Below are 22,225 nucleotides of genomic sequence, written 5' to 3'. Positions count from 1 at the left end.
AGCGCAGCGATAATGACTAATGACAGCGCAGCGATAATGACCAATGACAAGCGCAGCGAAATGAACCAGTGAACTAATGAACTTAAAAGATAAAGTACACGCTATACAATCATCAGGTGCAAAACCACAAATACTCGTTATAGGAGATTTGATGGTTGACCATTATATAATAGGTGGTGCCACAAGGCTTTCGCCAGAGGCGCCCGTGCCTATTGTAAATGTTAAAAAAGAAACCTACACCCTTGGCGGTGCAGGCAATGTAGTGCAAAACCTGGTATCCCTTGGCGCGGGCGTTTCTGTGGCAGGTGTAATTGGCGATGATACGGCAGCTACACAGGTATTTGATATCCTGGCTAACGAAGGCGTACAAACCCTTGGTATTATCAAGGATAGCAGCCGCCCTACTACGGTTAAAACCAGGGTATTGGCGGGCAGTCACCAATTGGTGAGGGTAGATAGGGAAGTAACGGATACCGTTTCTGCAGCTATTGAAGATGAGCTGATTGATAAATTAGGCAGTTATATTGAACAGGCGGATATGGTAATATTGTCCGATTACAACAAAGGTCTTTTTTCACCATCATTAACTCAGCGGGTTATCATCCAGGCCACCAAATACGGTAAAAAAGTAGTAATTGACCCCAAGGGGCTCAATTACGAAAAGTATAAAGGTGCATTTATTATCAAACCAAACCGCAAGGAACTGGCCGAAGCGGCTAAAGTAGAAAAGATAAATTCTATCGAAAGCCTGCAAGAAGCATCAAATGTTATCTTTGACCAAACAGGCACCGAGTATATAGTAGTTACCTTATCCGAAGAAGGAATGGTAATACTAAGCCAATCAAAGTATACAGCGTTGCCTGTAAAAGCAACCGAAGTGTTTGACGTAACCGGTGCAGGCGATACGGTTTTAGCAACCATGGCTTATTTTATTGCCTCGGGCCTGTCTGTTGAAGAAGCTTGTGAATTAGCAAACCATGCGGCAGCAATAGTGATACGCCACGTAGGCAGCGCCACAACAACCATCGACGAGATTATTAAAGACATGGAAAGAAGCTGAAGGCTTAAAGCTATAAGCAGAAAGCTAAAAGCGAAAGGATTTTTTAGAACCAAATAAGAATATCCGAAAACTAAAAAATTAACAATTCAAAACTATAAAATGGTTTTAAAAGAACTTATAGATCATCAAAACACGATAAAACTGGTTATTGATACACTGCAAAGCGATATTGAAACTGCCTGTGAGATGATTACCACGACTGTCAAAAACGGCAATAAAGTTTTATTTGCAGGTAATGGCGGCAGCGCGGCAGATGCACAACACCTGGCAGCCGAATTAACCGGTCGTTTTGTAAAGGAACGGAAAGCATTACCAGGGATAGCTTTAACAGTAGATACATCAGCAATGACGGCCATTGCCAATGATTACCATTACGATAGGGTATTTGCGCGCCAGGTTGAAGCCTTTGCCAAGCCCGGCGATTTGTTTATAGGCATATCTACCAGTGGCAACAGCCAGGGAATTTTAAACGCATTTGAAACGGCTGCTCAATATGGCTGCAAAAGTTTAGGATTATCTGGCCGGGACGGCGGTAAAATGAACGGAGCCTGCGATTTAAACATCGTGGTACCATCAAACACTACAGCCCGCATCCAGGAAATGCATATCCTGATAGGTCATATTATGTGCCAGGCGGTTGATAACTTGTTTGATTAAAAAATGTAGAGACGCATATTTACGTCTCCTGCCAAACATTCATATTTGCATACGGAGACACAAATACGTGTCTCTACCCCAAAGTAACATCATGAGAATCGACCTCGAAAAAACACTTACCGGCAAAATCAATGACCTGACATCGCTTAAAAGCCTGGTACAAAGTTGGCAAAGTGAAGGACAAAAGGTGGTATTTACCAATGGCGTGTTTGATTTACTGCATATTGGCCACATCACCTACCTGGCCAAAGCTGCCGAACTGGGCGATAAACTGATTATCGGGCTTAATGCCGATAGCTCGGTAAGGCGCATCAAGGGCGAAAGCAGGCCGGTTAACGACCAGAATAGCCGTGCAGCGATATTAGCAGCTTTGTTTTTTGTAGATGCGATAGTAGTTTTTGAAGAGGATACACCGCTAAATTTAATCAGCACCCTGCTGCCCGACTATTTGGTAAAAGGTGCCGATTATTCGGTAGAGAATATAGTTGGAGCAAAAGAAGTGATAGCCAACGGCGGCGAGGTTAAAACCATTAATTTTGTGGAAGGCTATTCCTCAACTTCGATAATCAACAAAATCAGGAGCCAAATTTCCTGATAAGGCAGCAACATGAAGATACTGGTAATCCGCTTTAGTTCGATGGGTGATATTATATATACAACACCCGTTGTACGTTGTATTAAAAAGCAGGTGCCCGATGCCGAGGTGCATTTTTTAACCAAACCGGGGTTTAAGTACATTTACGACAATAATCCTTATGTTGATAAACTACTGCTGCTAAAACCTTCACTTTCAGACACGATTAACGAGATTAAGGCCGAAAAGTACGATCACATTGTAGATTTACACAACAACCTGCGCACCGCCATTATTAAACTGCGCACGGGTATAAAAGCCACCACCTACAAAAAGCAACCTATAAGGAAATGGCTCAGCTTAAAGTTTAAACTGAAGCTTATCGCCCCTACACACCTGGTCGATAGGTACCTGGAAGCCGCAAAGCCCCTGGGCGTTATCAACGACGGAAAGCCGATTGACTACTACATAAAAGCAGAGCATCAGCTAAGCAAACTACTCCCTCCATCTCATCAAAACGGCTATATCGCCTTTGTAATAGGTGCCACGCATTTCACCAAGCGTATGCCTAATGAAAAAATAATCAGTATTTGCAGTCGGCTTAAATTGCCGGTTGTGCTATTGGGCGGTAACGATGTTAAAGCCAATGGCGATATTATCGCCACAGCCATTGATACTCATATTTATAATGCCTGCGGGCTCACCTCGCTGGATGAATCGGTTTACCTGGTATCCAAGGCCGAAACCATCATAGGTTTTGATACCGGCCTTACCCACATTGCCGAAGCTTTTAACAAACCTATTGTATCTGTTTGGGGCGGCACCGTGCCCGAGCTACTGGGCGTGCAACCCTATATGGTTAAAGATGTGCTGGTTGCCGGCATTGAACTTGATTGCCGCCCATGCTCAAAATTCGGGCTGGAGAAATGCCCGCTGGGGCATTTTAAATGCATGAATGATATGCCTGATGATGGTATTATTGATTTTATAAACCGGTAAACTCTATCGTCAGTAACTGTAATATCCACAGGCTTCATATTTTGATGGATTGAATAAAAATACGGCTGAAAAGCAACCATCTACCCAGGGAAATCGCTTTTGAACTTTTTCAGCTACAGACGGTTGACCTTTACAAAATAATACACTTTTAAGCTGCCTCGTAGAGGCTACATGTTTGTAGAAAACGAATAGTTCAACCCTTTTTGCTCCTTAGGAGCTACCTTTCTTCAGGATCAACTTTTAAAAGCGATTTCCCCGACCATCTATCCTAATTTTTTATTTAGTATTATTTATACATTTGTTTTAACCTGTAAACCATTGCCGCTACATGAAAAAAACTTTCCTTGCCCTGTTTTTATCTTGCTCGTCATTAGTCGCCTTTGCGCAGCTGCCATCAATCGGTATAAAGGGAGGCGTAAATTTTGCTACCATGAGCTCATCCGGTACCCCGGCAAATATGGTTGCAGGCTCTGATATTTACGCCCGGTCAAAAGCGGTTACATCTTTTAATGTTGGTGTTTTTGTGGATGTTAAACTGGGGCATTTCTCATTACAACCCGCCGTTAATTTTACCGGCAAAGGTGGTAAATTTGATGGACCAACCGGTCAGCTTCCAAATGGTTCTGTAAGCCAGGTTGGTACAAAGTATAATTTATATTATGTGCAGGTGCCCGTTAATATAGTTTACCATGTACCTTTTGTGGTAGGCGAATTTTATATTGGCGCGGGCCCTTTTGTGGGTATTGGGGTTTACGGGCGCAAAAATCTATCGGCAGATAACAATAATAATGGAGTACATACAGCCATTTCCAGCAGCAATAAAATCACCTTTGGCGATAATGGCGATATCCGATCTGACGAGTATGGCGCCGGTGCCATCGCGGGTATCAAACTGAAGGGCGGCCTGCTCTTCAACCTCAATTACGACCTGGGCCTATCAAACGTGGCACCAGACCAGGCTGGCAACAAATTCAAAAACCATGTTTTCGGTGCCTCAATTGGTTTCGTTTTTTTATAATTTTCCGCAGCCAAACGTCAAACAAAAAACAACCTCAATACTTTAATAAATAAAAGTAGAAATCCAGTAAATTCGTTTTGTGATGAAAAAATTGTTGCTTATCCGCCATGCAAAAGCCACCCATGAAAGTGGCTATGTTGATTTTGACCGACCATTAAAACAAGTGGGTAAGGAGGATGCCTTACTCATGGCATCGATATTAAAAGGACAATCCATTATACCGCAAATAATAGTAACCAGTCCGGCCCTCCGTACGCAAACCACAGCCGATATTTTTACCGCACAAATGCAGCTGTCCAATGCCGGTACCGATAAAAGAATTTACGAAGCTAACGAATACACCTGGGTAAAAGTGATTAACGGCCTGCCCAATGAGTATGATTTTATTGCTGTTGTAGGCCATAACCCCGGCATCAGCCAGGTATTATATTACCTTACCGGCCAATACCGCGATTTGCCAACCTGCGCCGTAGCACTCATCACTTTTGATAACGACACCTGGGAATCAATCAGCGGCGAAGACGGCCATTTAACTTTTTTTGATTCGCCGAAGGGATGATCCGAGTGTATATTCGGTGGAAGTGAGAGCCTTAAGGGTTCCGTAATATCTTCTCCATCTTCCTTCCTTTCGCTAACTCATCCACCAGCTTATCTAAATATCTAACTTGCTGCGTCAAAGGATTCTCGATTTCCTCCACACGATACCCGCAGATTACTCCGGTAATGAGGTGTGCATTTGGATTTAGCGAAGCCACCTGAAAGAAGGCTTCAAAAGTCGCTTTTTTTTCAATCAGGTCTTTTAGTTTGTCGTTATTAAAGCCAGTTAGCCAAGCTATAACCTGATCTAATTCTTCCTTTGTTCTACCTTTCTTCTCCACCTTTGCCAAATACAAAGGGTAAACCGAGGCAAAGCTCATTTTTGCAATACGCTCATTGTGTATATCGATCTTGTTCATATCTTATATCAAGCGACTTATCTTCTTTATACCAAAAATATCCATAAACTTTTTTCTATTCGCCGAAATGATGAAGAAGTTCTACGTTGAACGTTATAAGTTGTACGTCGATTTGTACTATAAATAAAAAACGTATAACGTATAACGTCCCACGTATAACCTAAACGCTCAATTCACCCTATAAGTCTTCCCCGGTAAACTGCGGATATAGCCCTGCATTTCCATGTTGAGCAGGTTCATGGCCAGCGAGCTCATGGGCATATTGGCCTTTATGGTAAGTTCGTCAATAGCCAACGGGGCTTTATGTTGTTGTAAAATATCAAATATCAGGCTCTCGTCTTTGGTTAAATCCAGCGGCAGCATAAACTGTTCGGTGGGTTTCAGGTTTTCGTCCTTTTCCCAGCCAAGGCTAAAGGCCAGGTCGGCCATGCAGGTAAGCAGTGCGGCTTTATTGTTGCGGATCAAAAAGTTACACCCTTCGGAGTACACATCATCCAGCCTGCCGGGGAATGCAAAAACATCCCGGTTGTAGGAGTTGGCAATTTCGGCGGTTATAAGTGCACCGCCCTTAAGGCCTGCCTCAATTACTACTGTGGCATCGGCCATGCCGGCAACAATGCGGTTTCGCTGCGGGAAGTTTTCCCTGTCGGGGATAGTGCCGGATGGGTATTCGGTAAGCAAGCCACCGTTCTCCAACATTTTATCGGCAGTTGCACGGTTTTGGCTGGGGTACATCCTATCGAGGCCGTGGCCCAACACTCCTACCGTTGGCACATTCAGCCGCAGGCACTCTTTATGGGCAGCCACATCAATGCCGAGGGCAAGACCACTGGCTATCAAAACGTTGTATTGCTGTAATTCCTCTATCAGTTGCCTGCATAATTGTTTGCCATAATCTGTAGCGTTGCGGGTGCCAACTATACTGATCACTTTGGGCATGTTAAGTTCCATTTTACCCTTACTATATAATAGTATAGGCGAATCGCCACAATTTTTTAACCGTCTTGGATACCGGGCATCGGTATAAAATATCAGTTCGATGCCTTGTTTAGCGGCAAATTCTAACTCCTTTTCGGCCAGGCGCAAAGCTTCATCAAAATCCCATTGGCTTGCCCGTTTTTCGCCAATACCGGGTATGGTAGCCATTTTTGAGGGCGATGTTTTAAAAACYTGATCGGCGCTGCCTAAATAGGCCATCAATGATTTAGCCGCAACAGGGCCTAAGTTTTTAACAAATGATAAAGCGGCGCCGTGCAATGTGGTCATTTATATGTGCAGATTAAGTACAGATGTGCAAATTTCAAATGTGCAGATATGCAAATTAAAACCCGCTATCGATGCCACGAATATACAAATCCTAAAAATATTAGCAAATATTAATTTCAGATGTGCAGATTTCAGATTCCAAATGTGCAGATGTTGTCTGAACCTGAATTCACCGAATTAGTCGAATTTTCAGAATTTCAAAATTCGACTAATTCAATTAATTCTAAAAATTCAGGTTCAGACATCTGCACATCCGCTAATTCATTTTCAAATCTTCAAATTAAAAAATAAAAAACTATAAAAATAGTTTGCAAACTATAAAAATAGTTATACCTTTATCTAACTATAAAAATAGTTTACTATGAATGTTAAAGAACTAACCAAAGCCGAGGAACAGATTATGCAGATTCTGTGGCAGTTAAAGGAAGCTATTGTAAAAGATATCATTGAGCAAATGCCCGATCCTAAGCCAGCTTACAATACCGTATCAACCGTGGTGCGTGTACTGGAAGGCAAAGGTTTTATCGACCATAAGGCCTATGGCAACTCGCACGTTTACTTCCCGCTTATCAGCGATGACCAGTATAAAAAGTTCACGTTTGATAAGATGATGAAAAACTATTTCAGCAATTCGTACCAAAGCCTGGTATCGTTTATTGTAGACGAAAAGAAGATCAGCGTAAAAGAACTGGACGAATTAACCTCACTGATTGATAACCTTAAAAGCAAAAAACAATCATGAACTGGCTACACTACTTACTGGAAGCAAACATATACCTGGCCGTTTTTTACGCCTTTTATTGCCTGTTTTTAAATACAGAAACGCACTATACCCTTAACCGGGTATACTTGTTGTTAAGCTGCACTATGGCATTTATTTTACCATTGATACAGGTAAGCGCACTTAAACCCGCTGCCGAAAGCGCCCAACACACCTATATAACCATTGCCGCCAACAGCCACAATAACACGGCACCGGCCCTGGTAAACTACCGGCCACTGGTAAGCCATTTTACCATGCAGGATGCCATTTTATACCTGTATATAACAGGCATGACGGTAATGGCCTTGCTACTGCTTATCAAAATTGGAAAACTCATTAAAATGACCACCAGGGGTAACACCATACTGAATGATAAATACAAGTTGGTAGGTATCGAAAGTTCAAACACTGCTTTTTCATTTTTCAATTACTTGTTTATCGGCACAAAAATAAACGGCAGCGATACCATCATCCGGCACGAGCTGGTACATATCAAACAAAAACACTCGGCCGATATTATTTTCATGGAGATACTGAGGATCATCAACTGGTTTAATCCCATCATTTACCTTGTGCAGATAAGCCTTAAAACCGTTCACGAATATATTGCCGACGAGCAAACTGCCGCGCATGAAACCGATGCCATCACCTACTCGTCGTTTTTGGTTGATAATGCTTATGGCATAAACGGCTCATCCATTACACATTCATTTTTCAATTATAATCTACTAAAAAAGAGAATCATTATGTTAAACCAAAAACGTTCGGGGAACTTAGCAAGGCTAAAATACCTGGTGGCTGTGCCTATTTGCGCAGGGATGCTTTGTGCATCAACCCTTGCCTTCAGCAAAAATTACGCGCTGATTGACCTTGCGCCCGGGCACCATCAACCAGCTTTACCCACCCTGGCAGATAGTATACCCAAGGTAAAATTGCAACAAAACGACACGCGCCTGCAGCCTCCGCCTCCACCGATAGTTGTTAAGGATACTTACGTCGACCTTTTCAATTATCTGAATAAAACCATAGTTTATCCTAATGAGGCGTTAAAAAGCGGCAAAGCCGGATTGGTTGGTGTAAGCTTTAATGTTAAGGCCAATCATAAAATTACAGATATCAAAATCACCAAAAACGGCCCTGCCGAATTTAACAATGAAGTTTTACAGGCCCTGAACGCATATAATGGCGTGGTTAACGAAACAGCAGGCTCACATAAAATGATAGTTTATTTTTGCACCGACTATTACAAGTTTGTAAAAACGCCCGTTGCCGCAGAGCTAACAGCACCTGGGTACGATTTTAATATGATGGTTTTTGGGGCCAACAAATATCCTGTAATGGCACCGTATAAAGCAGATAAAAAAGCTGCAAATCTGCCTGCTGCCCCGGTTGAAATTAAAGATGCCACCAAACTCCCCCCTCCACCGCCGCCTGCACCACCGGTTAGTATGCAGACCGATACATCAATCCGCACAACAACCGATGTTTTTTGCAAATATGTAGCCAGGAACGTCCGATATCCTGCTATCGACCGCGATAAGAAAATCGGCGGCAGGGTAATTGCAGCCTTTGATGTGGTTGATGGCAAAATCACCGATCCTCAAATTGTAAGGGGTGTAGAACCGGTGATGGACGGGGAGCTTTTACGTGCTATTAAGGCATATGACGGTACACTTGATTTAAAAAACGGGCATTATTCAATCCCTACGTTATTTCAGGTGGTTGATTATAAAGGCAGCAATCAGGTGGTGGTTTCCCATTTACCAGAAGCGAATACCGCTGATAAACCTATCAAACAATCCGCGGGCTTTTCAACTGCGGTTAGTTTAAATGAAGTTGTGATAGTTGCTTATCCTTCACAAACTAAATAAAAGCACTATGAACTGGCTGCATTATCTCCTGGAGGCAAATATTTACCTGGCTGTATTTTATGGCGGCTACTGCCTGTTCCTGAAAAAGGAGACCCATTATACACTTAACCGGGTATACTTGTTGCTAAGTTGTGTGCTGTCGTTCGTACTGCCTGTTATGCAGGTAGGTGCGTTAAAACCAGCAGAAAAGGTTCAGGAAATCACACTTGCCGCCGGTACAAACCCGGCGCTAACCATAATGGCAGCCGGTTCAGCCACCGTGCAGGAGAATGCAGCTGATTACATTACCTGGGATAATGCTTTATGGGCTGTTTATATTGTTGGCATATGGGTATTAGCTTTATTACTGGTTATCAAATTGTTTAAACTGGTAAACCTAACTACATCAGGTAAAAGGCTTGTTGATAATAAGTACAAGCTGATAGATATTGAAGATGCAGATACAGCCTTTTCATTTTTTAACTACCTCTTTATCGGCACAAAAACCTGCGCCAGCGACATTATTATCCGGCACGAGCTGGTACACATCCGCCAAAAACACTCGTTTGATATTGTTTTTATCGAGGTTATTAAAATCGTAAACTGGTTTAATCCCATCATTTACCTGTTGCAAATAAGCCTTAAAACCGTACACGAGTATATTGCCGATGAGCAAACCGCAGCGCATGAAACAGATGCACTGGCCTACTCGTCGTTCCTGGTCAACAATGCTTACGGGCTCAATGGCTCGTCAATCACGCATTCATTTTTCAATTATAATTTGTTAAAAAAGAGGATCATTATGTTAAACCAACAACGTTCGGGCAATTTAGCAAGGCTAAAATACCTGGTGGCCGTACCCATATGTGCGGGGATGCTTTGCGCATCAACATTGGCGTTCAGTAAAAATTATGCCTTTATTGACCTGGCGCCAAAAACCGCAAAGCCAACCCTTACAGCGCCTAAAACAGCCACAGCCGATACATCTAACCGCAAGATGAGAACAAGGGCCACTACATCAAAAGGCTATGCTTATGATGAAACCGGCTACCTTATTAATAATAAAACCGATTTCAGGGTAATTATTACCGATAAAAACGGCGATCAAAAGGAGTTTTACAAAAGCAAGGCAAAACCAACAGAACTGGCCATGCTGAAGGAAAAATATGGTTATTCGTTTCCTAAAATGATGATCTACCCTAAACTTCCGCCACCGCCGCCCATGCCACCCGGCGCGCAGCCAGACATGGACAGAATGCCACCGCCGCCACCACCTGCACCACCAAAACATGGGACTAAACACCTGCGCATGCCGCCCCCGCCGCCGCCCACCCCACCGGCTGGAGGAGCAGATGTAAACAGGACGCCACCTCCTCCCCCGCCTGCGCCTCCGGTTGTGTCACGAGATATCAACAAAATGCCGCCGCCACCACCGGTGCCTCCGGTTGGATCAGGAGATATAAACAGAATGCCGCCGCCGCCGCCAGTACCGCCTGTTTACTCAAAAGATACAGTTGGAATGCCTGTAGCGCCTCAGCCCGGCACACAGCCACTATCACCAAAACCTGCTAAAACTTTGAAGTTGAAACCGGTATCAACAAGCCTGAGCCCTAAAGTTACAGGGTTAAAGTTTGCTAAATTGAAGTTAAAACCAATGTCGGTAATCTTCTATCCGAAACCAACTCCAGCTGTGTCCCCCGCTGAGGCCACACCGGAGGCAAATTAGCCATCAGGAAACAAACTAATTACCCTCGAACCCAATAGGTCAAAAATTGCTGAACGGTAAAACCCGCTTCGGCATTTTTCTGTGTAAAGCACTTCTACTTTTTAGCAATCCCCCGCTGTATGATTTCCTGATTACAGAATAGCTAAAACCAACAATCAACTCAAGCGTATCCCTGCCTTTTACATCTGCTTAAATAATAATTAAATAAAGTATACACTTACCGTTTAAACTTATTAAATTTGATATACTACTCAGTTGATATACAGTGCCTAAAATACCGATTGGGTATATCATTTAAATTTAATCATCATGAAAAAGTTTGGAATTATTGTAGCCATTTTGGGTATTGCGCTGTTTATTACCAGCAACTTTTTTTACAAAAAAACATCAAATGCTGTTGATAGCGGCGGCAGTAAAGAAATTGTTACCGGCCCCAATGGCAGCTGGACATTTAAACTACCAGTGTTTGCCGGCGGTGCGCTGTTTGTAATTGGTTTAATATTCTTCGCCGCATCGCGAACTGATAACCAACACCACGATCACTTGATTTGAGCAAAATCAAGTGAACTGTTCCTCCCATCAACCGGGAAAACATCCCGAATAAGCTTGCTATGCACTTTTTTGAATTTTGACTTCTAACTTTTGACTTAAATATGGCGTTGCCCCCACCGGTAGAAGTGTGGGCCGCGCTTTACGCTTATACTACACAGGCCTTAGGCGCGAGGCTGGTATCCGCTGCAATCGCTAACGTGAAAAGTTGCTGATGTTCGAAGCCTCAGAACAGCAGCGGTAAATTAACCAAACCCCGTTTCTGATATTCAAATCTGTGGAAATAGATTTATAAGCCATTGTCTCGGCCTAAAATTATTAAAACAATTTAATTTGACTTTTTGAATCTTTTCTTACCTTTCACTAATACACACACCCTATATTAAAGTCACCGGAGGTAGTTGTGTTCTTGTTGCTTCTTTTGATACTACTGATAATGTTTCTGAATAATCCCAATTAACGGACTTCATAAAGCCACTTGTGCTTCTATTACTATTTATATGACTTTATCAACTTATTGATAATAAAGCCATTGATACTATTCTACCTCAATTAAGAGGTTTTCCTATTTAACAGCTAAATATTTTTACAACAATTTTAATGTGATACTTACTTCAAGTAAAAACATTTGATATTACTATTCTTTTTGCCGTACTCAAAAATTTCAATAAAATAATTTGTATCATGACCTCAATCAATGTAACCATCACATCAAAAAGTTGTGATAAAAAAGGCGCCGTTATAGGTGCCTTTAAAAATGGTCGTTTGGATATTAGTTTCTCCAGCTTCCTGAATTTATATATATTTTAACAAGTAAACCTTTTAGTGCTAATGAGGGTGAACTATGTCTTGGACTACTTCGCGAAAAATTATCCACTTGCGAAGAGTTACTTGTGCATGGATATGTTATGAAGTATCATAATCATTCTCCATCAGATTATTTTATTGGAGGACTAATAAAAGAAACGTTAGATGAATGCTTCAAAGCAATACACTATCACATAACCTATTCATTACATAAATTGAATTAGACGTTTAGTTCTTTCTAAATTTCTCGCTAATAAGCAAAAACACATTGTTTATTAGCGAGATTATTAAGCAATCAGCCCCAGCGGAGTAGTTTTTTTACTTAAATCAATAAAAGTCAAACAATCCCGTCCCAAACTCTACCGTAGAATTTTTCTCCATTGGTTACAACTCATTTCCAAAGTTATTGATGTGTTTGCTCCACTTGTGCTCGACAAGTTGTAATAAACAATGTGTGGTCTTTTATTAAAATGCTTGTCAAATAAATTCACTGCTTTACCCCCATTGAGTCCGATAACTCTAATTTTCGGATGGTCATTCAATAGTTTATCGAGGTCGTTTGGAATTTCGTTGAACATATTTGCATCCAAACTCCCTTCTCTATCTGCCATTTTTGCAATGTCCCAAAGGCCAATTTTTTGTTTAATCAATAAATTCTTTTTCTCTTCATAAGAAGTTGGCATCTTGCCATTGGTAATTTTAGCAATGATTTTCCAAAAGCGATTCCCTGAATGATTATAATATTCGCCAGCAGCAAGAGAACGCTCGCCGGGCATAGTTCCTAAAATTAGAATCTCCGTTTCTTCGCCAATAAGTGGCTCAAAAGATTTTTTGCTGTACTGAATTAAAATATCGTCTTTAATGCTTTTGGCAACCTGCTTACCGCCCTGTTTTGAAGTTTCTGTCGAAAATACCGGTTGAACATCGTCTCCTATCACTTTAATTGCACCTGAACGAATTATAGTCTCAAAGTCTGCGACATTATATCCATCCTTTTTTGGGCTAAAGTCAGAAAAGTGAAATCCAATCTTCCGAATTTCGGCTCTTATTCTTTTTTGTTGGTCAGGTGTAGCACGAAGTTTTTCTGTTATCAGCTTTTTGATTTGCTCAACTTCGGTTTGAGTAAAAGTTTTTCTTCTGTCCATGTCTTTCGGTTATCTATTGGAATTTCGCCGTCGGAGATTAACATAACAACCTTGTACAGCTGAGATTTTGATTTTTGACTTTTAAATTTTGAATTTCGCTACTTCCCCTTCACATAAATCACCTGTTTAGTTTCAAAAAACTCTTCGGTAAAATAATCTTTAAGGTGATATTGCTGCACTTTAAGGCCCGATTCTTTGATCTCCTGGTCAAGGTCGCCGCCTTTTAAATACAGGATGCCGTTAGGCAGTTTATTGCCCGATTGCTTTTTGAATTTGCTGCGCACCCAGGGGTAAAAATCTTTTAACTGGGTTACCGCGCGCGATACTACAAAGTCAAAATTCTCGTCAATTTCTTCGGCGCGGGCATGGGTAGCCTTTACATTGGTAAGGCCCAGTGCTTTGGCAACTTCCTGCACAACTTTTATTTTTTTGCCGATAGAATCAACCAAATGGAAAGAAGTTTGGGGGAATAATATAGCCAGCGGAATGCCCGGAAAACCACCGCCAGTGCCTACGTCAAGCACACTTTCGCCGGGCAAAAAAGGCATTACTTTGGCAATACCCATGGAGTGTAAAACATGTCGTTCAAACAGCAAATCAATATCCTTGCGGGATATCACGTTGATCTGGCTGTTCCAGGTGTTATATAATTCGGGCAGCTGCTCAACCTGGGCACGTTGCTGCGCTGTTAGTTCGGGAAAATATTTAAAAACGATATCAGATGTCATCCCTGTTAAAACGGTTGATGATGTTGCCAAGCAGGTACCTGGCCCTAAACAATTGCGCCTTTACCGTACCTAATGGCAAATCAAGCTGTTGTGCTATTTCTTCATAGGATAGCTCATCAAAATAACGCAGGGTAATGAGGTTACGGTAGCGCGGCGGCAGGCTTTCTATCAGCAATTTCAGTTCCTGGGTTTGCTGCTTTTTAATGGACGTTTCTTCCGGGTTTAATACATCGGCTTTAATTTGCAACGGCTTTTCGTCGCCATCCTCATCCGTCATGCCGTGGATAGATTGGGTATTGAGTTTCTTTTTACGGATAAAATCAATACAATTATTAGTTGCTACCCTAAAAAGCCAGGTGCTGAAAGCATAATCGGGCTGGTATTTTTCCAGCTTTTCAAATGCTTTGGCAAAGGTCTCTACGGTAAGGTCCATGGCGTCCTCTTTATTGTTCACCATTTTAAGTACCATAAAATAAATGGAATCCTTATAACGGTGCATCAGGTCGGCATACGCCTTTTGATCGCCCGTACGGGCCCTCACTACCAGGTGAAAATCATTCTTGGCGTTTTCGGTAAAATTTGCGTTTATTTCCATTGGGTGGTTTTTAAAAGTAGCCCAACTAATCCAAATCCAATTAAATACATATAATATATGATATCAAAAAATGGTAAATACCAAATCAGATCTTTGCCATCCAGCTTCTTGAAAACCTTATTATAGATTAATAATTGGATAATCAGTCTAAAAAGCAACAAACCTAATGCCAACAGAGGTTCGAATTTACAAACCAGGCATAATATAAGCAGCATATAAAACAAAAAGCCGCTAACGCCATCAAAAATAAGCATTTTACGGTGTCTTCTCTTATATAATTTACCTACGCCTGCATGCCTTTTTTTTTGCCTGTACCATGAGGATAGCGTTGATTTTGCCGCAGTGTACATAAATGTATCCGGGTGTATTTCAATAGCGGTATTATGGGGCGTGGCGTGCTGGTTTACAAATAAATCGTCATCGCCGGATAGTACATGCATGTGCGACGCAAAGCCCTTTTCGCTAAAAAACAAAGTTTTGGTATAGGCCAGGTTGCGCCCAACACCCATATAAGCATCGCCGTTTAATGCACATGACAGGTAGTTTGTGGCCGCCTTTACCGACTCGTACCTGGTAAACCAATTTAAAAAACTCCTGGTTTTATAAAAGGGAGAGTAGCCTAAAACTATTTGAGCCCCGCCGCCAAAATTGGCTACCATGCGGGTTATCCAATTTGCCGATACGGGTTTACAATCGGCATCGGTAAATAACAAATATTCGTTTTTTGAGGCCTTTATGCCCAGTGTAAGCGCGAACTTTTTGCCGGTTTTAAAGCGGTCATGCTCGGTAATGGTAACTACTTTAAGGTTGGGGTACCGGCGCTGCATATCCTCCAAAACCTCGTCAGATGCATCGTATGAGCAATCGTTTATCACCACAACTTCAAAGTCGGGATAGTTTTGTTCCAGTATCGACGGCAGGTTTTCCTGCAGGTTTTGCGCCTCGTTACGGGCAGCAATAATTACCGAAACCGGTATTAACACCGTTGGCAACTCCTCATGGGATTTGTAACCGGCAAGGCTAATATGGCTACTTACCAGGTAGTACAGCTGAACAATAAAACAGAGCTGAAAAAGTAGAAAAAGTACTATTTGTATATAAGTTTCCAATGAGCCAAAAATAATCAGGCAAAGTTGTTAAAATTACACGAATTACAAGGGCTTAATCGGGTTAAATTTGGTATCGGCACCCGATCGAACAAGCGGTAGTTTTCCACACTGTTTGGCTTAAAGGGATTTATGTTGATAAGTTGCCCCCGATAGCGTCATAGGGCTTTTATATCGCTTACTTTTGCCCGGCGCGGGCTATTTCCATCATGGGTGTAGATAAGGAATAAACCTTTATATTTGACTATGCCAAACAATAAACCGCCTGTTACGGGTAAATACATTGACCTTTTAGTTGATTTCGCTTTTAAAAAAATATTCGGCAGTGAACCTAATAAAGACTTGCTGACCGCTTTTTTAAATGAAGTATTCAGGGGGCGGAAGCATATTGTTGACCTGGTTTACAATAAAAACGAACACACCGGCGATTTAAAAGACGAAGGATCGGCTATATTCGATCTGCTTTGCACGGGAGATAACGGTGAACATTTTATAATTGAGGTGCAACGGGCAAAACAAGGGTATTTTAAAGAAAGGGCTTTATTTTATACTTCCCGACTCATCAGCGACCAGGCACCAAAAGGCAAACGAAACGCCTGGGGTTACAACATAGCCGAAGTATATTTAATAGCTTTGTTAGAAGATTTTACATTGCAAGATAGTCCGGAAAATAGCTACCTGCATGACATTTGCCTGTGCAACAGGGATACCGGTGAAATTTTTTACGATAAACTAGGTTATACGTACATAGAATTAGGTAAATTTGTAAAAGAGGATATCGATTTAGACACCGATTTGGATAGATGGCTTTACGTATTAAAAAACATGAGCCGGATGGAAAAAATTCCGGTTTATCTTCGGAAGCCCATATTTGAGAAATTGTTCAGTATTGCAGAATATACAAACCTGACAAAGGAGGAAAAAACAATGTATGATAGCAGCTTAAAATACAAATGGGATAATAAGAATGTGGTAGATTATGCCCGGCAGGAAGGTATTGAAAAAGGCGAGTATAAAAAGGCCCTGGATATTGCACGCGAAATGAAAAAGGATGGTCTGCCGCTTGCCCAAATCTCAAAGTTTACTAAACTTTCTGTTGAAGAAATAGAAAAGCTTTAGGCAAGCGTCGGTCATCCTTTTTTAGATTATAAAAGGCAGAGCGTCTGTGAAACCCATATATTTTGAGAAACCCATAAAAGCCTGAAGAAACTTACTTAAATTACTTGTAAGCTATTGCAAATTAATTAATTAAAGATATAAGTATTTCTCTAAGATACCGGGTGGGGATTGACACGTCTGCCCTTGCTTCACCTATTCCAGAAAATGTACTGGTTACCTTACCGATAGTTAAAAAGCTAAGAGTCCCACCAGCATCATTATCAAATTGCTGTCCTAAAAGACCTTCTCAACTTCAGGTAAAACATCCTAAATTAGCGTATTGGTTACTCCAACTTAACATAATAAAATGCCATCTATTTTTTAGTTTCCATCTGCATAAATAATTCTTTTTTTATCGCCGACCCCTCTTCTTTGAAAAGGGCCTGGATAAGGCTTTTTTTTGCTGTTGCCCCCCACTCAAAATGCTAATTAAATTAACGGCACAAAATCCCCCTCAAAGATTGCACATAACATCGTGTAAAAAATGCCATTTATAAACAGAGCTTCTGTAAATCGGATAAAAGGATACGAGCTCTATCAGCTATCTTAATAAATCGCCCCAAAATGGCTGCCTCCCTATTGATGAGATCCCCCCTGAAATTTTCCCTTTAAGTACCCGTTAAATATTCAGAAATACCGCCAGGTTCTATACGTTTTTGTAGCTAAAAATCCCCCCACATAAAAGCTGTTTCGGCCCTGCTTTCCTTTTATCAATTGCCTGAACTTGCGTAACGAAACGACTCCCGATATCGATGTTATAAACAAATAATTTAAAGGGTCCGGGCATTGCACGGTCTGTCAAGGTATGTTTTTAGCAACCGGTATCTGTTAACGTTTTAAATACAACAATTAACACCATCAATAAACCAAATTTAACTTACAATTTTATGTCAACAACAATCGATCTTACTCCGCGCGACCTGGCTAAAGGCACCACTTTCGCGCTATCATCCAATGAGTGGCTATCAATACAGGTATTTGTTACCGGTGCCATGCTATTGCCAACAACCACAGCGCTTTTGCAAAAAACGCTACCTGCCGTTCCGTCGGGCGGGATTGAACAGTTTCAACCCCTTGTTGACGGGTACAAAAATCTATATGATATTTGCCAAACTTTTGATTCCGTTACCAAACCCGACAGCGTAAAGTGCGCTTCAGATCTGATTGCTTACAATGTTTCAGTCCCGATATTTTACCGGGCTATTTTAGGGTTGCTGTTAAAAATTGAGGCCGACCCCACTGATACCGTATCAATTGATCACCTGAAACAAACGCTGCACGTAATGATCAACAAAGCGCAGGCTTTTTCAACCCATGCTACCAATGTTGCGGCAGCCATGCAAAAATTCTCTTTAGATACATCAGTTAATGAAGCTGCTGTCGGCACTTTGTTTAAAACTTATAGCGACAAGATATCAGGAACAAGCGGAACGATTAAAACAATGCAAGATCGGTTGGCCCAGGATAAGGCCGATCTATCTGACGCGGAAGACGAATACAAGCATGATATCATTGTAGCTGCCACATCAGCAAGCTACGCCTGGATTTGGCCATGTGGCTCAATCGCGGCAGGAATTGTGGCCGGAATTTATGGTAAAAAAGCAACCGATGCAAAAGCAAGGATAGACGCGCTTAGCGATCTGGTGAACAACCTTGAGGCTAAGATTGCTGCCGACGCCACACTTGTGCTTGATTTAACCCGCATTAATGCCGATATCACCGGCATTACTAAAAAAATAGATGGCGCTCTTCCGGCCATTCAGAAAATTCAAGGTATGTGGAGCGCGCTAAAGGATGACCTTTCCAGCATCCTGACCACTATTAGTGGCGAAATTGTAGATATGCCATCATTTATTGCAGGGCTAGGAATTGAGGAGGCTATTGTATTATGGCAAAAAGTAGCCGATGAGGCTGATAACTATCGCATTAACGCTTATATTACTGTTGTACCCAACCCAACTGTGGCTTTTTATGCTGCAAAGGATCTTAAAAGGTTGCTGACCCGCAAAAACAGGGTGAGCATACACCAGTCAGAGGATGCAGTAGCATAAAAAAACAGGATATTTTTATAAACACAGGCCAGATGAAACATCTGGCCTGTAAATGTTAACCTATATTTTACTTTTCAATTCCTTCAAAATGGCAATTTCAGTAAATGACAAAAAAGACTGGGCCGATTATTATAAAAACGCCCAGGCATTAAATAAAATACCTTGCACAACTGCTACCATCCCCTTTAACGGTCAGCTTATTTTTCGTGATCTGGTTGTGGATATGGACGAAGTACTGGCAACCGCCGATAAGCACAAATCGGTTATTGTATACATCATTGCAGATATTGTAAAGATGCCGGCTGCAAATATCCAGCTTTTTAACCGCGGTATATTTATCATCAGCCGCAGGCTGGTTTGCAATTCATCCTCCGTTGTTACCATGGATTTCAGCTCAAACAACGCAGCAACTTTTATGCTGTTTGCAACAGAAATTAGCGGCGAACTAAAAATAAACACCCTGGGCCCAAAGGCCGATGAAAACAAGAATTTTGCCCTCACCGATTTTCCGGGCTTAGGCATTCATGTTAAACACGCGAATTATAAAACCCAAATTGTCGACCTATACTCAAAAGACCTTAAACTCATTACAGATAATCCGGCACATCCACTGCCTGGTACCGAGTTGCAGCTCACCCTATCCTCTCTTTACCAGTTTAGTACGCGCCTGATAGATGCTGAACCAGGTGCTGCAAGGGCTATACTTGCGTGGGTTAAGGCTGCTTCTCAAAATAATATTCCCCTTGCCGATCTTTACTATCAAAGTTCGGCGCTGCTGGGCGAGCTTACCCTTGAAGCAAGTAATTTAAATTTTGTGCCGCTGCTTAGCGCCGATATTTACGAAACACTTGCCGGGGCCTATCTGGCATCTGTTGCCAATTATGAAACCCAGTACAACCTGGTAACCCAGGATGCGGTAAGTAAAGCCGATCAGATCAGGGCCGGGAATCAAATGCTTACTTATTTTAGCAATACAGATACATTTACCGACAGTTTAATAAAACAAGCCGTATCTAACCTTGATGCTGCAAAAAATGCTTATGACCAGGCACAAGCCAACATGACATCGGCAAATTTAGCCAGTATGCGGGCTGCTGCCGACTTTCAGGCAGGCATCGCGATATGGAAGCAGGACCAAACATTAAAAGCTGCTTTTGATATCTGTATGGCCGTTGGCACTTTTGCTGCATCTATAGGGGCAATGTGTGTTGGCGATGTAGCCGCTGCAGGCGCTACTGCAGGTGCGGTGGCCGAGGCAGGAAAAGCCGCCGCCGCCGCGGCAGATTCGGCAAAAACCGTATCAAAATTTGCAACGGCTATTGGTAACCTGTCCAAAGCCATGTCAAAACTCGAAAACATAGCCAAGATGCTGCAGAACACCTTTAAATTCATGAATGATTTAAGAGAAGTTGCAAAAAAAATGGATTATACCAAAGCGGTTACCGACTTTGAGATACCTGATGCTGCTGACATTTCAAGCCAGGCCGAGTGGGATATTTTTCGGCTACAGGTAGATGATATGATGAGGGGCGCCGAAGATGCAAGCATTGCCGGCGCTGCAGAATACCGCCAGCAACTGGATATCCTTTCTATATACGGAAAGGCGCAATCAGCCGCTCAGGCAGCCATGGTACAGGTTACCCAGGAATTGGCCAGGCTATACATGCAAAAAAAGGTAAGCGCAAATATGATAGAATCATATAAAAATTACCTTAAAGCGCTTGAAGGTGATATCGCGACAGATAAAAATACCCTGCATAACGTTTATGTTTTGCAGATGAATATGAAAACCTATATGTACCTGGCCATCAGGAATTATACCCGGGCTTATAAATACTGGGCCCTGCAGGACTCCTCGGTTACCCCATCAATTTTAAAAACAGCTGCTGTACTTACAACAGATGTGGCCAATATGAAAAAAGACCGTGCTGAAGCCCTGGAGAAATTTAAGCCGAAGCCGTCGGATTTTAAAGCATCAGAAGAAGGTTATAGTGTACATATAACAAATGCCGATGCAATTGCGGCATTTATAAAAGATGGGCAAATTACCATAGCTGTTGGAATGGATACCGAAGTATTTGAGAACATGCACCGGGTTAGGTTAAACAAAGTACAGGCATGGCTACATGGCATTAAGGCAACTAAGATGATTACGGTAACCATTTGCAGTTCTGGCATATATGCCGACCGGTTTAATAACGAGAAATTCAGTTTTAGCAGCACCCCTGCAGAGCTGACATTTGCCTACCATGAAGAGAATGGCGAAATTTTCATCGATACCCCTGGAGCCATCAGTAAGGAATTGCAAGCAGCCTACTTTCAACCCACCCCCTTTACAGAATGGACTATCTCGGTAAATAAAAAGATGCCCCGGAGCCAGGTGAACAAAATAACGCTGTCATTCGCCGGAACTTCAATACATACTAAATCCGCGAAAAGAATCGCATAAAGACATGGCAATTACAGAACGATCACTAACGGCGTTTAATATGGGGGCGCTGTTTACCATACCCAAAACGGATATGAATGCCATTAAAGCACGTGTAAAAACCTGCAAACAGGGCGCGGCTATTAAGGATACCATTACGCAGCACCTTCCTCATTTTCCGGATGCGCTTGCTGCCGCCTACCTGTGGGACACTGACATTGCCCCGCAAATGAAGACTCAGTGTAATTTGCTGATGGCATATGCAACAAAAGCCAAAGCTGATTTTTCGGCGCTGAATATTGCGGTGCAGCAATTAGTTACCAGTGAGCAGGATATGACACCCGCGGTACAGCAACAGGCGGCAACAGCGGTAGCTGCTTTATATGAATCAACCAAGGCCCTTTCTGCTTCTTTTATCAATATTGTGAATCAGGTTTTTACCTTCAACAAGGCCAACAATAACCTTGATAGTGATATTGCCGGTACAGAATTTGGTTTTATGAAAGAAATAACCGCAAGCATAGCCGTGCTTGACCATGCCACCGGAAGTATCCGGGGGGCATGGTCGGCACTTGCCGATGACCTGGAAGCCATTGCAAAAACAAGCCAGGTTGATTTTTCAATTCCTTTTATAGCGGGCCTAAGCCTCTCTGTGGCAATAACAGCATGGGATCAGCTTCAAACAGAGTGTGATGCATTTTTGAAGTCGCAATAAACGGGCACGGTATTTTGAAAAGGCCGCATGCGGCTGATAACGAAACAATTTTATTTATTACAAGCACATTTTAC

The 22,225-nt window shown here is 42.1% G+C and carries 21 protein-coding genes; 15 read left to right on the top strand and 6 right to left on the bottom strand.

What is annotated here, in order from left to right; translation table 11 throughout:
* The first annotated feature begins 76 nt into the window (after positions 1-76).
* From rfaE1 to AC1DU2_RS27460, 6 genes are all read left to right on the top strand, one after another.
* Positions 77-1,060, top strand: a complete 984-nt coding sequence (gene rfaE1 / locus AC1DU2_RS27485; protein WP_477388462.1) for a D-glycero-beta-D-manno-heptose-7-phosphate kinase — start codon at positions 77-79, stop codon at positions 1,058-1,060.
* A 99-nt stretch (positions 1,061-1,159) separates the two neighbouring features.
* On the top strand, positions 1,160-1,717 hold the full coding sequence (locus AC1DU2_RS27480) for a D-sedoheptulose 7-phosphate isomerase (protein ID WP_477365840.1): 558 nt from the start codon (positions 1,160-1,162) through the stop codon (positions 1,715-1,717).
* A 91-nt stretch (positions 1,718-1,808) separates the two neighbouring features.
* Positions 1,809-2,312 carry a D-glycero-beta-D-manno-heptose 1-phosphate adenylyltransferase gene (gene rfaE2, locus AC1DU2_RS27475; RefSeq protein ID WP_477388460.1) on the top strand — a complete coding sequence of 168 codons (504 nt, stop codon included), beginning with the start codon at positions 1,809-1,811 and terminating at the stop codon, positions 2,310-2,312.
* A gap of 12 nt (positions 2,313-2,324) precedes the next feature.
* Complete coding sequence (locus tag AC1DU2_RS27470; RefSeq protein WP_477388458.1) at positions 2,325-3,290, top strand: glycosyltransferase family 9 protein; 966 nt, start codon at positions 2,325-2,327, stop codon at positions 3,288-3,290.
* Positions 3,291-3,618: 328 nt separating this feature from the next.
* Positions 3,619-4,308 (top strand): porin family protein, encoded by a 690-nt coding sequence (locus AC1DU2_RS27465; protein ID WP_477388456.1) that lies wholly within the window; start codon positions 3,619-3,621, stop codon positions 4,306-4,308.
* 82 nt (positions 4,309-4,390) lie between these two features.
* Positions 4,391-4,867 (top strand): SixA phosphatase family protein, encoded by a 477-nt coding sequence (locus tag AC1DU2_RS27460; RefSeq protein WP_477388454.1) that lies wholly within the window; start codon positions 4,391-4,393, stop codon positions 4,865-4,867.
* A 31-nt stretch (positions 4,868-4,898) separates the two neighbouring features.
* On the opposite strand, the gene AC1DU2_RS27455 is transcribed toward AC1DU2_RS27460, so the two are convergent.
* Positions 4,899-5,264: a DUF2200 domain-containing protein gene (locus AC1DU2_RS27455; RefSeq protein WP_477388452.1), complete on the bottom strand. Its 366-nt coding sequence runs from the start codon at positions 5,262-5,264 to the stop codon at positions 4,899-4,901.
* A gap of 168 nt (positions 5,265-5,432) precedes the next feature.
* On the bottom strand, positions 5,433-6,530 hold the full coding sequence (gene dprA, locus AC1DU2_RS27450) for a DNA-processing protein DprA (protein ID WP_477388450.1): 1,098 nt from the start codon (positions 6,528-6,530) through the stop codon (positions 5,433-5,435).
* Positions 6,531-6,891: 361 nt separating this feature from the next.
* Here dprA and AC1DU2_RS27445 point away from each other — a divergent pair, with 361 nt between their 5' ends.
* From AC1DU2_RS27445 to AC1DU2_RS27425, 5 genes are all read left to right on the top strand, one after another.
* On the top strand, positions 6,892-7,272 hold the full coding sequence (locus tag AC1DU2_RS27445) for a BlaI/MecI/CopY family transcriptional regulator (RefSeq protein WP_147052154.1): 381 nt from the start codon (positions 6,892-6,894) through the stop codon (positions 7,270-7,272).
* Positions 7,269-9,164 carry an energy transducer TonB gene (locus AC1DU2_RS27440; protein WP_477388448.1) on the top strand — a complete coding sequence of 632 codons (1,896 nt, stop codon included), beginning with the start codon at positions 7,269-7,271 and terminating at the stop codon, positions 9,162-9,164. Before AC1DU2_RS27445 ends, AC1DU2_RS27440 begins: the two co-directional genes overlap by 4 nt.
* 7 nt (positions 9,165-9,171) lie before the next feature.
* Entirely contained in the window at positions 9,172-10,869 is a 1,698-nt protein-coding gene (locus AC1DU2_RS27435; RefSeq protein WP_477388446.1) for a M56 family metallopeptidase, read from the top strand.
* A gap of 309 nt (positions 10,870-11,178) precedes the next feature.
* Positions 11,179-11,421, top strand: a complete 243-nt coding sequence (locus AC1DU2_RS27430; RefSeq protein ID WP_477365866.1) for a hypothetical protein — start codon at positions 11,179-11,181, stop codon at positions 11,419-11,421.
* A 681-nt stretch (positions 11,422-12,102) separates the two neighbouring features.
* A complete protein-coding gene (locus tag AC1DU2_RS27425) occupies positions 12,103-12,228 on the top strand; it encodes a hypothetical protein (protein ID WP_477388444.1) in 126 nt (41 codons plus the stop codon).
* 356 nt (positions 12,229-12,584) lie between these two features.
* Here the strand turns inward: AC1DU2_RS27425 and AC1DU2_RS27420 are convergent, their stop codons facing one another.
* From AC1DU2_RS27420 to AC1DU2_RS27405, 4 genes are all read right to left on the bottom strand, one after another.
* Positions 12,585-13,370, bottom strand: a complete 786-nt coding sequence (locus tag AC1DU2_RS27420) for a DNA-deoxyinosine glycosylase (protein ID WP_477388442.1) — start codon at positions 13,368-13,370, stop codon at positions 12,585-12,587.
* Positions 13,371-13,468: 98 nt separating this feature from the next.
* Positions 13,469-14,098 carry a 16S rRNA (guanine(527)-N(7))-methyltransferase RsmG gene (gene rsmG, locus AC1DU2_RS27415; protein WP_477388440.1) on the bottom strand — a complete coding sequence of 210 codons (630 nt, stop codon included), beginning with the start codon at positions 14,096-14,098 and terminating at the stop codon, positions 13,469-13,471.
* Positions 14,088-14,693: an RNA polymerase sigma factor gene (locus AC1DU2_RS27410; RefSeq protein WP_295713138.1), complete on the bottom strand. Its 606-nt coding sequence runs from the start codon at positions 14,691-14,693 to the stop codon at positions 14,088-14,090. Before AC1DU2_RS27410 ends, rsmG begins: the two co-directional genes overlap by 11 nt.
* Positions 14,684-15,802, bottom strand: coding sequence for a glycosyltransferase (locus AC1DU2_RS27405; protein ID WP_477388438.1), 1,119 nt, complete (start codon positions 15,800-15,802; stop codon positions 14,684-14,686). The genes AC1DU2_RS27410 and AC1DU2_RS27405 overlap by 10 nt, the downstream gene beginning before the upstream one ends.
* Before the next feature lie 243 nt (positions 15,803-16,045).
* On the opposite strand from AC1DU2_RS27405, the gene AC1DU2_RS27400 reads away from it, so the two are divergent.
* The 4 genes from AC1DU2_RS27400 to AC1DU2_RS27385 all read left to right on the top strand — a co-directional run bounded on the left by AC1DU2_RS27400 (position 16,046) and on the right by AC1DU2_RS27385 (position 22,151).
* Entirely contained in the window at positions 16,046-16,918 is an 873-nt protein-coding gene (locus tag AC1DU2_RS27400; RefSeq protein WP_477388436.1) for an Rpn family recombination-promoting nuclease/putative transposase, read from the top strand.
* 926 nt (positions 16,919-17,844) lie between these two features.
* Positions 17,845-19,008 (top strand): alpha-xenorhabdolysin family binary toxin subunit A, encoded by a 1,164-nt coding sequence (locus AC1DU2_RS27395; RefSeq protein WP_477365875.1) that lies wholly within the window; start codon positions 17,845-17,847, stop codon positions 19,006-19,008.
* Positions 19,009-19,096: 88 nt separating this feature from the next.
* Positions 19,097-21,457 (top strand): hypothetical protein, encoded by a 2,361-nt coding sequence (locus AC1DU2_RS27390; RefSeq protein ID WP_477388434.1) that lies wholly within the window; start codon positions 19,097-19,099, stop codon positions 21,455-21,457.
* A 4-nt stretch (positions 21,458-21,461) separates the two neighbouring features.
* Entirely contained in the window at positions 21,462-22,151 is a 690-nt protein-coding gene (locus AC1DU2_RS27385) for a hypothetical protein (protein ID WP_477388432.1), read from the top strand.
* Positions 22,152-22,225 lie beyond the last annotated feature (74 nt).

The organism is Mucilaginibacter sp. P4_C11 (assembly GCF_056402115.1).
This window is presented reverse-complemented; position numbering and strand designations above follow the sequence as displayed.